This is a genomic window from Gordonia sp. 852002-50395_SCH5434458 (assembly GCF_001665905.1).
GTDB classification, from domain to species: domain Bacteria; phylum Actinomycetota; class Actinomycetes; order Mycobacteriales; family Mycobacteriaceae; genus Gordonia; species Gordonia jacobaea.
In genome coordinates this window covers 1-13,610 of sequence record NZ_LZTC01000006.1, presented here as the reverse complement: position 1 = coordinate 13,610, position 13,610 = coordinate 1, and the positions used below count along the sequence as shown (strand labels likewise).

Sequence of the window (13,610 nt, the reverse complement as noted above, 5' to 3'; positions counted from 1 at the left end):
TGTGGGTCAAGACCGCTGACCAGATCCTCGACTCCATCGCCCACTACTGCACACGAATTAATGACTCAGGACACTAGTCGCGGGGCGTCGATGTGCGACGCGCCGTGCTGCGTTGTGCGAGTGCGCCGTCGACCTGTGCGGTGATGACGTCGCGGATGTCGAAGTCGGCGGAATGGCCGGCCCAGTCGGGTAGGAGTCGGCTGACCGTCGGAAACTCGGTCAGGTCGCTGTCGTCGATGGATTGGTGCCAGGACACCTCGTCGGCGGACCGCCTGGAAAGTGTGTCCTGCCACTGTAATTCCGAGGCAACGAGGTACCAGACGGCTCGCCAGGTGTCGAGCGCCGCGCCGTCGTCGAGTCCGAGTTCGGATGCGGCCGAGAGGAACGCGTCGGCGAGGGCAAGCGCGGGCGTGCCGACGATCATGCCGTCGCGGAGGATCGGCACGACCCACCCGATGCTGCGCATCTTCTCGTACATGTCGACACCGATGGCGATCATGCGGTCACGAGGAGCGCCCGTCGGTTCGGCCCACGGGATGCGTGCCGCGACGTCGCTGAGTGCCAGGCCGAGCAGCGCTGCCTTGTTCGGAACGTAGTTGTAGAGGGTCATCGGCTTGGTGCCCATGTCGGCGGCGAGGCGACGCATGCTCAGCGACTGCGGTCCGTCCTGCTCGAGGATGCGGATTGCCGCGTCGACGATCTCGTCGAGTTGGAGGGATCGGGCTGCGGGCATCGTCCCATCATCCCATCGCCGTGCCCTTGGCGAGGCGACGCTCGGCAGCTATGATCACGTACTAGTACGTAAACGTACGCGTACGTGAATGCGGATCGAGTGATGGGCAGAGGAGGATCGATGGCAGATCAGGAGACGGCCCGGGTTGATGGTGGTGTTGCGCAGGGTCGCGGTGCGCTCATGGCAACCGTGTTCCTGCTGCAATTCCTTGTGGCAATGGACATGTCGCTTGTCAACATCGCGTTGCCCGCCATGCGTGCCGATCTCGGATTCACGGACGCGAGTTTGCAGTGGGTCGTCACCGCGTACCTGTTGACCTTCGCTGGGTTCATGCTTCTCGGCGGGAGGATCGGCGATCTGTGGGGGCGTCGAACATCGGTACTCGTCGGGTTGGGTGTCTTCGCGGTAGCGAGCATCGTCGGCGGATGTGCCGGGGGCGCAGGAGTTCTCGTCGCCGCGCGAGCGGTGCAGGGTGTTGCGGGAGCGCTGTTGGCTCCAGCGTCGTTGGCGCTGGTGGCCACCATCGGCGACCAGGCCGTGCGCGCACGGGCGATGGGTCTGTGGGGCGGTGCCGGTGCGGCCGGGGGTGCGCTGGGCGTGGTGCTCAGTGGTGTGCTCACGCAGCGGTGGTCGTGGCGAGCGGTCCTTCTCGTCAATGTGCCGATCATCGCGATCGCGGTATTCGCGGCGCTGCGCGGAGTTCCACGTCGCGACGTCGCACGCACTGCGCGACTGGATGTTCCCGGCGCGGTCGCCGTGACGCTCGGCGTGGCTGCCCTTGTGTATGCCGTCAGCGCGGGAGGCGATCACGGGTGGGGATCGTGGCAGGCAGTCGGCGGATTCGTCACCGCCGCAGTGCTGTTGGGGATCTTCGCGGTGATCGAGCGATCGGTGTCGCATCCGTTGATGCCGCCGAGCCTCATGCGGGAGCGAAGTGTGCTGGGCGCCAACGTGTTCGGATTCATGATCGCGGCAGGACAACTTGCCGCCTTCTACTTCTGCTCGCTCTACATCCAAACCGTGTGGGGTGTCGAGAGTGCGGTGACGGGAGTGCTCTTTCTGCCGTTCTGTCTCTTCGTCGTCGTCGGAATAGCGGTGGCACAACGACTTTCTGCGCGCATCGGAGCGCGAATGGCGATCGTTGTCTTGGGAGTGGTTGCCGCTATTGGCCTCGGGCTGTTCGCGACGATGCCGGCGCACTTCGATTTCTGGCTCGGAATCCTGCTGCCGTCGGCCGTCACGGCTGTCGGGATCGGCGGTTCGATGGTGCTGATCGGAGCGGTGGCAACCGAAGGGGTGTCGCCCGACGACGTCGGCGTGGCCTCGGGCGTGGTGAACAGTTCGCGGCAACTCGGCGGCACCATCGGATTGGCGGTCTTGGTGGCCGCCGCCAGCGGGTACGCGGTGCCGCGCGAGGGGTTTCAGGCGGGGTTCCTGCTCGGCGCGGTCCTGCTGGTGGTCGGGAGCGTCGCGGCGTGGCTCATCCTGCCGCGGCGTCGGAGCGTCGAGGTAGCGAGGGCGTCGGCGTAGGCGCCCGGTCGATGGTCTCGAGCGCCCAGTCGGCGCTCTCGAGCGCCCAGTCGGCATGCTGGGGCGCCCGGTCGATCTCGTGTCAGCTGTTCCGCTCGGCGATGACGCGGGCGGTGGCGGCAGGGTCGGGGCGGTGTCCCGCGGATTCGGGAACGCGCACGAGTTCGGCCCCGGTGATCGCTTCGGCCAGGCGAGGCGCGGCAGCTTCGAGGAGCGGGAAGGTGTCGGAGCCGAGGAGGATCGTGACCGGCATCGCGACGGTGAGCATCTGGGGGGTCGGTTGCGAGAAGTCCCGCGCGATCGTCGCGTCGTAGACCACCGACTGGGCGATTGCCAGCAGGCCGTCGAACATCGGACTGTTCCGGATCTGCTCGACGATCGCAGGTGGGAGGCCGACGCCTTCGAGTTGGAACGTGGTCACGGCGTCGGCGCGCTGGCCGTCGTCGACTATCTGTTGGAGCCTGTCGGGGAGGTCGGTTGCGGGGTCGTCCTCGCCGAAGCGAAACGGAGGTTCCGAGAGGAAGAGGTGGTCGATCGGTACGCCCCGCGACGCGGCGAACAGTGCGAGGATCGCGCCCGATGAGTGCCCGAGCACAGCGGCCGTGCCGCCGGTTGCGGAGATGACGGCGGCCAGATCCTCGGCCTCGCGATCCGGCGAGTACGGCCGGGTGTCGCCGCTGTATCCACGGGCGCGTCGATCGAAGACGACGCCTGTGAAGCCCGCGTCGGCGAGTGCCTGCGCGAGGGGCGCGGCGTCGGACGCTTTCGACATCGCACCGTTGACCACGACGACCACAGGGCCGGTGCCAATCGTGTCGTACGCGATGGGTGTGCCGTCTTCAGATGTGACGTGGGCCATACCACCATTCAACCAAAATCAGCCCCGTTCGACGTCCAGGAGATACTCGCGGAGACGATCCCGGTGCCTGCTCACCCACCAGACACCGAACCGATGGGCGCCGTACCAGATCGCTGCGGTGACCAGTACAGCCAGCATCGCGCACAGCGCGAACTCGGTGTCGGTCTGTGCGGTGTCCCATCCCTGGCGGTTCGTGAGCTTCCAGATGGCTACCGGCGCGACGACGATCAGGGCGAAGGCGAGCGGGAAGATCAGGTTCGGCATGGCGATCAACAGCCCCCAGCGGACGATCACCTGACGGAAACGCCGCCTGTTCTGCCAGCGCCATCGGAGAGAGCGCTGGTGGTAGGGAAACGTGACGCCGACCAGGCCGCTCACCGCGAGCGCGCCGAACGGCACCACCGCGACCGCGAGTATGACCTCGATGGCGAACCGCCAGTGCGTGTGTTGCGTCATCGCGATTGCCACCGCGATGACGGTGCACAGCGGGCCGATGATCAACCAGACCGCCACGACCTTCGCGCGCAGCAGTGCGGTGAGCTCGGCGGGATCGTCGATAGCTGCGAGAGCTCGTTCGGGGTCGCTGGTCAGCACATTGGTGACGAACGCATCGGTGTACATCCATCCCGCAAGCGCGTACGGGAGGCCCTCCGGACCGGTGAAGGTGAAGAACCACGAGCGGGGAACCACGTACCAGAGAAACAGCACGATCGCTGCGCTCGACGCCACGGACAACAGGAGATCGCCGGGATGCCGCACGATATGCGTGACTTCGGCTCGGATCGCGGCACGCGTGGTGGGTGTGACCGCCTGCATGCGGTGAGGATAGTTGGTCGAGCTGGGGATTTCCGGCAGCCGTCTCAGGTTCCGTCGGCTGCGGGGGTGCCCACATCACCGTCGGCGTCGGGTTCGCCAGAATCGACGTCGTCAGCAGCTTTGCGATGAGTGCGGATGACTTCCAGAGACTTCACCGTGGCCGCGAGAAGAGGTACTCCCAGGACCATGCCGAGCAAACCGGCAGCGGTGCCCGCCACCATCGTCGCGAGCAACACGGCCATCGGGTGAAGCTGCAACGACGAGCCGAGCGCCCACGAACTGACGGCGCTCTGCACGGTGCCGTTGGAGATGACGAAGGTGATGGCGAGAATCAGTGCGGCAGTGGGACCGTTGGAACCCAACGCGATCAACACCACGAACGCCCCGGTGATCCAGGCGCCGACGAACGGGATGAAGGAGAGGAAGAAGTAGAGCACGAAGATTGGAATTGCCAGCGGCACACCGAGAATCACCAGCGGGACCATGAAGATCGGTGCCGTCAGCACAGCCGTGAGCGCTGTGCCCCTGAAGTAGCCGCGAACCGATTGTCGGGTCACGCTGACGACCCCGTTGATCTCGGCCGGATCCGCGCCGGTCGTGCGTGCGAGGAATGCGGGAAAACGGTCGGCATCGCGCAGCGCGAAGAAGAGGAAGAAGAGTGCGAAGAAGATGCCGATCAGCAGCGTGATGGCGCCATAGAACGTACTGCTGAGCGATGCGAGAGCACCGAGCCCCACCTCGCGGGTGTGACTCTCGAGCGCGGTGCGCGCGTCCTCGAGCCACCGCGGGTCGATGTCGAGGTCGCCGACCCACCGTGTGAACGAGTGCCAGCCGAGCAGTGCTTGACCGTAGATGTCCGACCACTGGTCGATGACGCCCCAGATCACGATCCCGACCGTGCCGGCGCCGACGAGGATCGCGACGAGCAGCGCGAGGAACACCGCGACGGTCGACGGCACACCCATGCGGGTCAGTCGAGCGACGAGCGGTTCGAGTACCACGCTGATGATCACCGCGACCACGAGCGGGATCAGGATTCCACTCACCGCACCCAGCGCAAGCGCAGCGACGACTACGAGGGCAATGATGCCGAGTACGCACCAACTCGTCACCCCGATACGACGCAGATTCAGCGTCGCCTTCGGAGCGGGATTCGCGGTAGCTGACGAGGCCGATGGCTCATTCACCTCAGCAGGCTATCGGCAGCGCGCCGAATCGGCGCCTCGAATGGAACGGCCCGGCCGCGTCGGGGTGTCCGTCGCGGCCGGGCCGGGTAGGCGACGGTGTCACGGAGTGGGCGAGCCGTGACACCGAGGGGCGATCAGTCGTCGTGGATGATCACGCCACGGATGTTCTTACCGTCGCGCAGATCTTGGTAGCCCTCGTTGACCTGCTCGAGCGTGTAGGTCTGGGTGACCAGTTCGTCGAGCTTGAGCTGACCGGCGTCGTAGAGGCGGAGCAGACGGATGATGTCGTACTGCGGATTGGCCGAACCGAACAGTGAGCCCTTGATGGTCTTCTCGTTGAGGGTGAGGTCGATGCCGGGCCAGTGCACCGTGAACTTCGCGGGACTCGAGAGTCCTACGATCACGACCTGGCCGCCCTTGCCGATGGACCCGATCGCCGCGGAGACCACGTCTTCGTCGACGGTGCCGACGGTGACGATCGCGGCATCTGCACCCTGTCCCCAGGACAGTTCGGTGATCTTCTCCTGAGCTTCGGCCGCAGATGCGAAAGCGTGTGTGGCACCGAACTTCACTGCGGTGTCACGTTTGAACGCGACCGGGTCGACGACGATGACGTACTTGGCTCCGGCGTGTACAGCGCCCTGCACCGCGTTGATGCCGATGCCGCCGATGCCGTAGATGACCACGATGTCGCCCGCGCGGACGTTGCCGGCGTAGACCGCCGAACCCCACCCGGTAGGCACACCGCAGCCGACGAGGACGGCCTTGTCCAGCGGCAGCCAGTCGTCGACCTTGACCACGGAGTGCTCGCTGATCGTCGCGCGCTCGCTGAACGTCCCCAGCATGCACATGCCGCCGAAGTCCTGGCCGCCGCCGTGGAAGCGGAACGTGCCGTCGGGCAGCATGCCCTCGAGAATGGTTGCGCCCATGTCGCACAACGACTGTCGGCCCGTTGAGCAGTAGCGGCACGTGCCGCAACTCGGTACGAACGAGCAGACCACGTGATCGCCCGGCTTGACCTTGGTGACGCCCGGCCCGATCTCCTCGATGATGCCCGACCCCTCGTGGCCGCCGACCATCGGATAGCGCGGTGGCAGGTCACCATCGGTGAGGTGCAGATCGGAGTGGCACAGGCCCGCGGCGGTGTACTTGATCAGCACCTCGCCTTCCTTCGGGCCGTCGAGGTCGAGCTCCATGATCTCGAACGGCTTGCCCGCGTCGAGCAGTACGGCGGCTTTGGTTTTCACGGTTGTATCTCCTTGCAGATCAGGGCTAGATCAGAGTGTCGAATCAGAGCGCGACGTTGACGGCCTTGGTCTGGGTGTAGAGCTCGATGGCCGACTGGCCCAGCTCGCGTCCCCAGCCCGATTGCTTATAGCCGCCGAAGGGCATCGCGGTGTCGAAGCCGTTGTACTGGTTGACCCACACCGAACCCGCCTTGATCTGACGAGCGGTCTTGTGCGCCTTCGACACGTCGGTGGTCCAGATGCCCGCGGCGAGCCCGTAGATCGAATCATTGGCTGCCGCAGCGACTCCCGTGTCGGCGTCGAACGGCAACGCCGCGACGACGGGACCGAAGATCTCCTCACGAACGATGGAGAAGTCGGGCTCGACGTCGACGAACACTGTCGGCTCGATGAAGAAACCCTCGTCGCCCCAACGCTTTCCGCCGGTCAGTGCGCGAGCGCCGTCGGCTAGGCCCGCCGCAAGGTAGCCCGAGACGCGGTCGAATTGCTCCTGGCTGACAAGCGGTCCGAGTTCGGTCGTCGGATCGAGGCCCGGCCCGATCTTGGCCTTCGACGCCGCTTCTGCGACAGCGGCGGTGAAATCGTCGAAGATGGGTCGTTCGACGAACAGCCGTGTTCCGGCGACGCAGCACTGGCCGTGGTTGAACATCCACGCTGCGACCGAACCGGCGACGGCCTGCTCGAAGTCGGCGTCGGCGAAGACGATGTTGGGGCTCTTGCCGCCGAGTTCGAGTGAGACCTTCTTGAGGTTGCCCTTCGACGCCTCGACGATCTTCTTGCCCACCTCGGTGGAACCGGTGAAGGCGATCTTGTCGACGTCGTCGTGCGCGGCGAGTGCGGCGCCTGCGTCGCCGAAGCCGGTGACGATGTTGACGACGCCGGGCGGGAAGCCCGCTTCGGTGAACACTTCGCCGAGCAGCAGAGCCGTCAGCGGGGTCTGCTCGGCCGGCTTGAGAATCACGGTGTTGCCCGCCGCGAGGGCCGGGGCCAGCTTGAACGACGCCATCAGGAGCGGGAAATTCCACGGGACGATCAAGCCGCAGACACCGACGGGCTCACGCAACGTGTAGGCGTGGAACTCGCCACCCGGGACGAACGGCATCGAGACGTCGACGGTGCTGCCGGTGATCTTGGTGGCCAGACCGGCGTTGTAGCGGAAGATGTCAGCCGACCATGCGGTGTCGACGGCGGTCGCGATGGTGGCGGCCTTGCCGTTGTCGAGGGCTTCGAGCTGACCGAACTCCTCGGCGCGCTCGTTGAGGATGTCGCCGACGCGCCAGAGCAGACGCTCGCGCTCGTTGGGCTTCATGCGCGACCACGGGCCGTCGTCGAATGCCTTGCGCGCGGCGCGGACGGCGCGGTCGATGTCGGTGGCGTCGCCGCGGGCGACCGATGTCAGCGTGCGTCCGTTGGCGGGATCGATGGTTTCGAAGGTCTCACCGGATGCGGCGGTGACCCACTCACCTCCGATCAGCATCGGTCGATCGGTCGAGATGAAATCCCGGACCTTGGTTGCCAGTTCGGGTGCTACAGCGGTCATGCGTCCTCCTGCTCGAGCGTGCAGATCGTGATCTGCGTCATAGATGCGGATCTGTCTATAGTTCTGCCACTGCTCGCATGGGACGAAGTGTCCAGAAACTGAACACTGCGATGAACACGCATTGACCACTGCCGCGGTGGGGTGATCCGCGGGTGGTCGGTCGTTACCGGGACGCGACAATCAGCGCTGCGTCTGCGTGGTCGGGTTGTGCGCCGCACTCAACCCACATCGCGCGGCAGCAGATCGGTGAGCTGACTCGGCTATCCGAGTGGAGTCCGCGGCAGGGTGCCCACTGTGTGCAGCGAGATGTCGACGTACTTCTCCGCCACCATCTGTGGGGTCAACGGTCCGTCGTCGTGAAACCACCGCGGGATCGATTGGCACATGGCGAGTACCGCTCTTGTGGTTTCGGCGACATCGCTGACGTGCATGACGCCTTTGGTTGTTCCGGTCTGCACGATGTCGAGGACCAGATCTTCGATCCCCTTGCGAAACACGCGATACCGCAACCGGTTCTCGGGGCCCGCATACCGGATCTCGCCTTCGACGGCCGCCAGTCGGACCCGACTCGTCATGACCAGGACGATCGATTCGATGACGTTCGCCAACTCGGTCACCGGGTCGCCCGCTGCAGCAGCCCTGGCGGCGTAGGCGCGCGCGAGCACGTCGCCGGTCGAGTACTCCAGAAGAGCCAGCAGGATGCCCTCTTTGCTCTTGTGGTGGTAGTAGAGGGCGGGGACCGTGACACCGACCTTCGCGGCGATCTGCCGCACAGAGGTGCCATGAAATCCGTTGTCGTAGAACGCCTCGAGCGCTGCCTGAAGGATCGGCGACAACTCCGGTGGGTCGACGCGGCGCCAAGCAGGCGGCGTCGTGCCGGCTTCGGCTCCCGCGGTTGACGCCGTCATGAGGGCCCTAACTATCGATCGATAAGTTCGGGTTCATCCTAGCGCGAAGGTGCTGTCAGATCCCCAATGCGCGGATGCGCGCGTAGAGGGTGGTGCGGCTGATGCCCAGGTCACGGGCGGCATGCACCTTGTTGCCGGTGTGTCGGTCGAGTGCTTCCAGGATGGCTGCGCGCTCGGCTTGTTCGCGTCCGGAGAGGTGGGCGGCCCGGCTCGTCGTGCGATGGTCGGCAGGCAGATCGGCGGGTTCGATCGCACGCGCGCCACGGGCATCGCACGAGCGTACGGCCTGCGCCAACACCGAGGACAGTTCGACGAGATTCCCGGGCCACTCCTGACAGACGAGGGCCTCGAGCGTCGGCGCGCTGACCGAATGCACCGGGGGTGAACCAGATGCCGCGTGTGAATCGAGTGCAGAGCCCGAGGTGATGTCGCCGAGTATCTCGTCGACGATGTCGGCCAGTTCGGAGGTGCGGTTGCGCAGCGCGGGGACATCGAGACGCGTGGCGCACCTGGCCGTCAGTGCCGCGACGGTGGTTCGCGCCTGGTCCGGCGGTCCGGCGACCAGGACGAGCGGCGCTGCCTTGTCGGCCGTGCGGCACGCGGCCGCCAGGATGGTGAGCGACCTGTCGTCGAGCAGGTCGACGCCGTCGACGATCAGCGCACGCGAGCGACGTCGTGAATCGCCGATCAGGGTGCCGATGTCCGGCTGATCGCCGGTGATCAACAGCTCGGCGACGTCGACGGTCGTGGCGTCGGGTCCTGCCATCGCGCGGGCCTTGGTGCTGCGTCCGGTTCCGGGCTCTCCGGTGATCGCGATGGTGGCCTGCCGCGTCGACGGTATGTCGGTGCAGACCATCGTCCGCGCGGGCGATGTGCTGGGCCGCAGACCGAACAGCGCCGCCCCGCGGGCGCCCACGACAGGCGTGGCGAGCACCTCGACGCCGACTCCGGACGCAAGGACCAGTTGCAGGGTCGTCTCCCGGAGGGCAGGGTCGGCGGCGATTGCACGCAATGCGGCGATGTCTGTCGGCGAGAGCAGTTCTGCTGCACGCGAATTGGTGAGCTGTAGGTCTTCGCTGATGGCTGCGACCGCGACGTCGCGACGGGGTGCCGCGCGCTGGAATGCGTCGAGAACCCGACGCTGCTGTGCGCGCGAGCGGTCGAGGAGACGGTCGGCGATGTCGCCGACGATGCCGGTCACGAGGGGCACCGACAGGGGGTTCATGCGATCGGCGATCTCCGTCATGCACAGGATGCCTGCGAGGCGACGGGTGGCCGGATGGATGATGGGCGCGCCGAAACAGCTGAGCGACTTGAACTGCTCCAGGTAGTGCTCGCGCCCGTTGACGGCCAACCCTCGACGTATCTCCGCGGGCGTGCCAAGAGCCGTGGTGCCGACGGTCTCTTCGCCGAGGTCGACGCCGGGTGTCGCGCCGACTCTGTCGAGTGCGCGGTCGACGGTGGTGCCGAGGCAGACGCGGGAGACCATCCGGCACTCGTGGTCGACGAGCAGCAGTGAGGTGCCGGTGTCTGCGAGCCGTGCGGCGGCGTCGTCGAGGACAGGGCGCGCGGCGTCGAGGAGGACATCCGAGCGTGAGGCGTCGTCGACGAGTTCGGGTAGCGGGCTGTCGGGTTGTACGCCGGACAGCGCGGAGCGGCGCCACGACTGCGCGATCACTGCGCGTTGCGGCGCACTCACCGATGAGGCGAACGATGTGTCGATGGTCACAACATCGCACAGAATCGCCGCGAAGGAAAGGTTGGGTGCCCGGCTCGGTGCCGGATGCGCACACTGACCCGTCCGCGGCCGAACTGTTCACTACGGTGGGGGAATGGCAACTCCGGCACCTGACGGCGTCCAATTCACAGACGACGTCGAATCAACTGATGACGTCGAGTCCACCGATATTGCAACCTTCGACCCGCCCTGTGGTCGGGTCGTCGGCACCGTTGACGGTCCGGTCGTTCGCGCGCGGGCCATCCCGTACGCCCGTGCCGATCGGTTTGCGGCGCCGGAGCCGGTCGCGCCGCGGACGGTTCCGCACCGCAGTGACGCCCCCGCGGCCGCGTGCCCGCAGGTGTCGAGTCCGCTGGTGACGATGATGCTCGGCGGTCCGGCGACTAGCATGGTCGCCGACGAGGACTGCCAGCGGTTGACCATCACGCGGCCGACGCGGGAGTTCGACGCCCCGCTGCCGGTGATGGTGTGGGTGCACGGCGGATCGTATGTGCTCGGCGCAGGAGACGAGCCGCACCACGATCCGACCGCGCTGGTGTCCGAGCACAACGTGATCGTCGTGGCAGTCACCTACCGGCTCGGTGTGCTCGGGTTCCTCGGCGACGGCTCGCAGGAGCGTCCGGCCAATCTGGGGCTGCTCGACCTCATCGCAGCGCTGGAATGGGTGCACGAGAACATCGCGGCGTTCGGCGGCGACCCCGATCAGGTCACCTGCGCCGGGCAATCGGCAGGCGCCGACGCAGTGGCGCACCTGATGACCGTGCCGCGTGCCGCCCGGCGCTTCCGGCGGGCGATCCTGCAGAGCGCACCCTTCGGCATCCGCTGGAACCGCAGCGACATGGTCCGCGACATATTTGCGCGCACAAGCGAGTTCGACGCCGAGACGCCGATCGGCGCCATTCTCTCGACACAGCAGAAACTGATCGTCGACGGACCGCGGTACGGGCTGACGGGGGCGATGCCGTTCGGCGTGCAGTACGGGATGGAACCGCTCCCTGCGGAGCCAGACGTCGAGGATGCGTGGGCGGCGTCGGCTCCAGACATCGACCTGCTCGTCGGCTGCACCCGCGACGAGATCGAGTTCTTCGTCCCTGGCGTCCCGATCGCCGAGACGGCGTCGCACTTCCCGGTGTTGGGCAGACCGATTCGACGAATCGCCACCTCGCTGATCACGCGCAAGGTCTACACCGCCCCGACCGCCGACTTTGCACGCAAGCACGCGGCGGCGGGCGGCAGCGTCGTCGACTATCGGTTGCATTGGCACGCACCGGGAAACGCGCTCGGAGCCGCGCACTGCGTCGATCTGCCGCTGCTCTTCGGCGTCGAGGAACAGTGGGCGGGTGCGCAGTTGCTCGAGGGTGCGACGTGGCCGCAGGTCGAGGAGGCCGGGCGGGTACTGCGCGCCATCTGGGGTCGCTTCATCCGTGGTGAGGATCTCGGCGAGCGTCAACCCGACGACGCGCGATCGGTGCTGCGGTATCGGCGGGCGTCGGCGTAGGTCGGCGGCGTCTGGGCACCACGACCTGACTAGCGTGGTGTGCATGCGCGTGGCGACCTGGAACGTGAACTCAGTCAAACAACGTATCCCGCGATTGCTGCCGTGGCTCGACGAACGCTCACCCGACGTGGTCTGCCTGCAGGAGACCAAGCTTTCCAACGACGTGTTCGACACCGTCCTCGGCCCCGAATTCGCCGAGCGCGGTTACCAATTCGCGCATGTGGGCCAGGGGCAGTGGAACGGGGTCGCGATCTTGTCGAAGGTCGGACTCGACGACGTCGTCGCCAACTTCGACGGTGCGCCCGGCTTCCCTGACCCCGCGTCGGCGCCGGAGGCCCGCGCGGTGTCGGCGGTGTGCGGGGGAGTGCGCATCTACTCGCTGTACGTACCCAACGGCCGCGAACCCGACTCGGATCACTACCACTACAAGCTGTCGTGGCTGGAGCGGTTGCGCGAGGTCGTCGCGGCCGGGACGAGCGTCGACGCGCCGTCGAACACGATGCTGTGCGGCGACATGAACATCGCGCCCGCCAACGCTGACGTCTACGACCCCGCTGCCTTCGCCGGCCACACGCACGTGACGGTGGCCGAACGGTCGGCGCTCGAGGACATCGAGGGACTCGGCCTGCACGACGTCGTGCGCGACCGCTGGCCCGACGAGCGGGTGTTCAGCTACTGGGACTATCGGGCGGGCATGTTCCACAAGGACCTCGGCATGCGGATCGACCTGATCCTCGCCGGCGCCGACGTGGCCGCCCGGGCGAAGGCCGCGTGGGTCGACCGCGCCGCCCGCAAGGGCACCAAACCCAGCGATCACGCCCCCGTCGTCGTCGACCTCGACACCGCTCCCGACGGCGACATCGGCCCGATGGTGCCCCCGCCGTCGAACCCCGCCCGCAAGGGCGCCACCGCCCGCCTGCCGCAAGCGAAGTAGGCGCCCGGGGCCCACCCATAACGCCAAATGTGTGTCGTATCGAAAGATGTGGGTGCTGCAGCACACAGATCCTTCGGTTCGACACACATCTAGCCCGGCCGTGATGCTGCCGTGCATGCGGGTCGCAAGGTCTGGCTCGAGCCGGGGTGCGTACACAATCGTGACGTCAGCGGGGCGCCGAGGAGATTATTGTCTCGGCGTCGCGCTGACGACCGAGTTGTGTACGCGCGCTGCGGAGTTGGCGGTCTGGCGGGCGTCGGGCAAGGTGTCGCGCGGGCCCCGACCAGCGGCCGGGCGCCCCGCTGGTCGAGCGGGCGCGAGCGCAGCGAGCACCCAGGTCGAGACCACTGCGCGCGGCGGGTGATCTCGACAGGCTCGATCGGCGGGCCGGGCCCGACTGCGAAACAGCAGCCACGCTGGTCGAGCGGGCGCGAGCGCAGCGAGCACCCGAGTCGAGACCACTGCGCCCGGCGGGTGATCTCGACAGGCTCGATCGGCGGGGTGGGGCTCGATCGGCGGGCCGGGCCCGACTGCGAAACAGCGGCCCCGCTGGTCGAGCGGGCGCGAGCGCAGCGAGCACCCAGGTCGAGACCACTGCGCGCGGCGGGTGATCTCGACAG

Annotated in this window: 11 protein-coding genes; 3 read left to right on the top strand and 8 right to left on the bottom strand. The window is 66.9% G+C overall.

Annotated elements, in window-relative coordinates:
- Positions 1 to 73: 73 nt before the first annotated feature.
- A complete protein-coding gene (locus A5785_RS00920) occupies positions 74 to 733 on the bottom strand; it encodes a TetR/AcrR family transcriptional regulator (RefSeq protein ID WP_005206614.1) in 660 nt (219 codons plus the stop codon).
- Positions 734 to 853: 120 nt separating this feature from the next.
- On the opposite strand from A5785_RS00920, the gene A5785_RS00915 reads away from it, so the two are divergent.
- Positions 854 to 2,263 carry an MFS transporter gene (locus A5785_RS00915; RefSeq protein WP_064864185.1) on the top strand — a complete coding sequence of 470 codons (1,410 nt, stop codon included), beginning with the start codon at positions 854 to 856 and terminating at the stop codon, positions 2,261 to 2,263.
- Positions 2,264 to 2,345: 82 nt separating this feature from the next.
- Here the strand turns inward: A5785_RS00915 and A5785_RS00910 are convergent, their stop codons facing one another.
- From A5785_RS00910 to A5785_RS00880, 7 genes are all read right to left on the bottom strand, one after another.
- The gene (locus tag A5785_RS00910; RefSeq protein WP_064864183.1) at positions 2,346 to 3,122 is read right to left on the bottom strand and encodes an alpha/beta fold hydrolase; all 777 of its coding nucleotides are present in this window, start codon (positions 3,120 to 3,122) and stop codon (positions 2,346 to 2,348) included.
- An 18-nt stretch (positions 3,123 to 3,140) separates the two neighbouring features.
- Entirely contained in the window at positions 3,141 to 3,938 is a 798-nt protein-coding gene (locus tag A5785_RS00905; RefSeq protein WP_005206611.1) for a hypothetical protein, read from the bottom strand.
- A 44-nt stretch (positions 3,939 to 3,982) separates the two neighbouring features.
- Positions 3,983 to 5,125 (bottom strand): AI-2E family transporter, encoded by a 1,143-nt coding sequence (locus A5785_RS00900; protein ID WP_005206610.1) that lies wholly within the window; start codon positions 5,123 to 5,125, stop codon positions 3,983 to 3,985.
- A 134-nt stretch (positions 5,126 to 5,259) separates the two neighbouring features.
- Positions 5,260 to 6,372 (bottom strand): NDMA-dependent alcohol dehydrogenase, encoded by a 1,113-nt coding sequence (locus A5785_RS00895; RefSeq protein ID WP_005206609.1) that lies wholly within the window; start codon positions 6,370 to 6,372, stop codon positions 5,260 to 5,262.
- Positions 6,373 to 6,415: 43 nt separating this feature from the next.
- Complete coding sequence (locus A5785_RS00890) at positions 6,416 to 7,912, bottom strand: aldehyde dehydrogenase family protein (protein WP_064864181.1); 1,497 nt, start codon at positions 7,910 to 7,912, stop codon at positions 6,416 to 6,418.
- 260 nt (positions 7,913 to 8,172) lie between these two features.
- Positions 8,173 to 8,820 (bottom strand): TetR/AcrR family transcriptional regulator, encoded by a 648-nt coding sequence (locus A5785_RS00885; protein ID WP_064864180.1) that lies wholly within the window; start codon positions 8,818 to 8,820, stop codon positions 8,173 to 8,175.
- Positions 8,821 to 8,875: 55 nt separating this feature from the next.
- Entirely contained in the window at positions 8,876 to 10,549 is a 1,674-nt protein-coding gene (locus A5785_RS00880; protein WP_064864178.1) for a sigma-54-dependent Fis family transcriptional regulator, read from the bottom strand.
- A gap of 103 nt (positions 10,550 to 10,652) precedes the next feature.
- Here A5785_RS00880 and A5785_RS00875 point away from each other — a divergent pair, with 103 nt between their 5' ends.
- Positions 10,653 to 12,056 (top strand): carboxylesterase family protein, encoded by a 1,404-nt coding sequence (locus A5785_RS00875; protein WP_005206605.1) that lies wholly within the window; start codon positions 10,653 to 10,655, stop codon positions 12,054 to 12,056.
- A 43-nt stretch (positions 12,057 to 12,099) separates the two neighbouring features.
- Positions 12,100 to 12,990: an exodeoxyribonuclease III gene (locus A5785_RS00870; protein WP_039855905.1), complete on the top strand. Its 891-nt coding sequence runs from the start codon at positions 12,100 to 12,102 to the stop codon at positions 12,988 to 12,990.
- Positions 12,991 to 13,610: the final 620 nt, after the last annotated feature.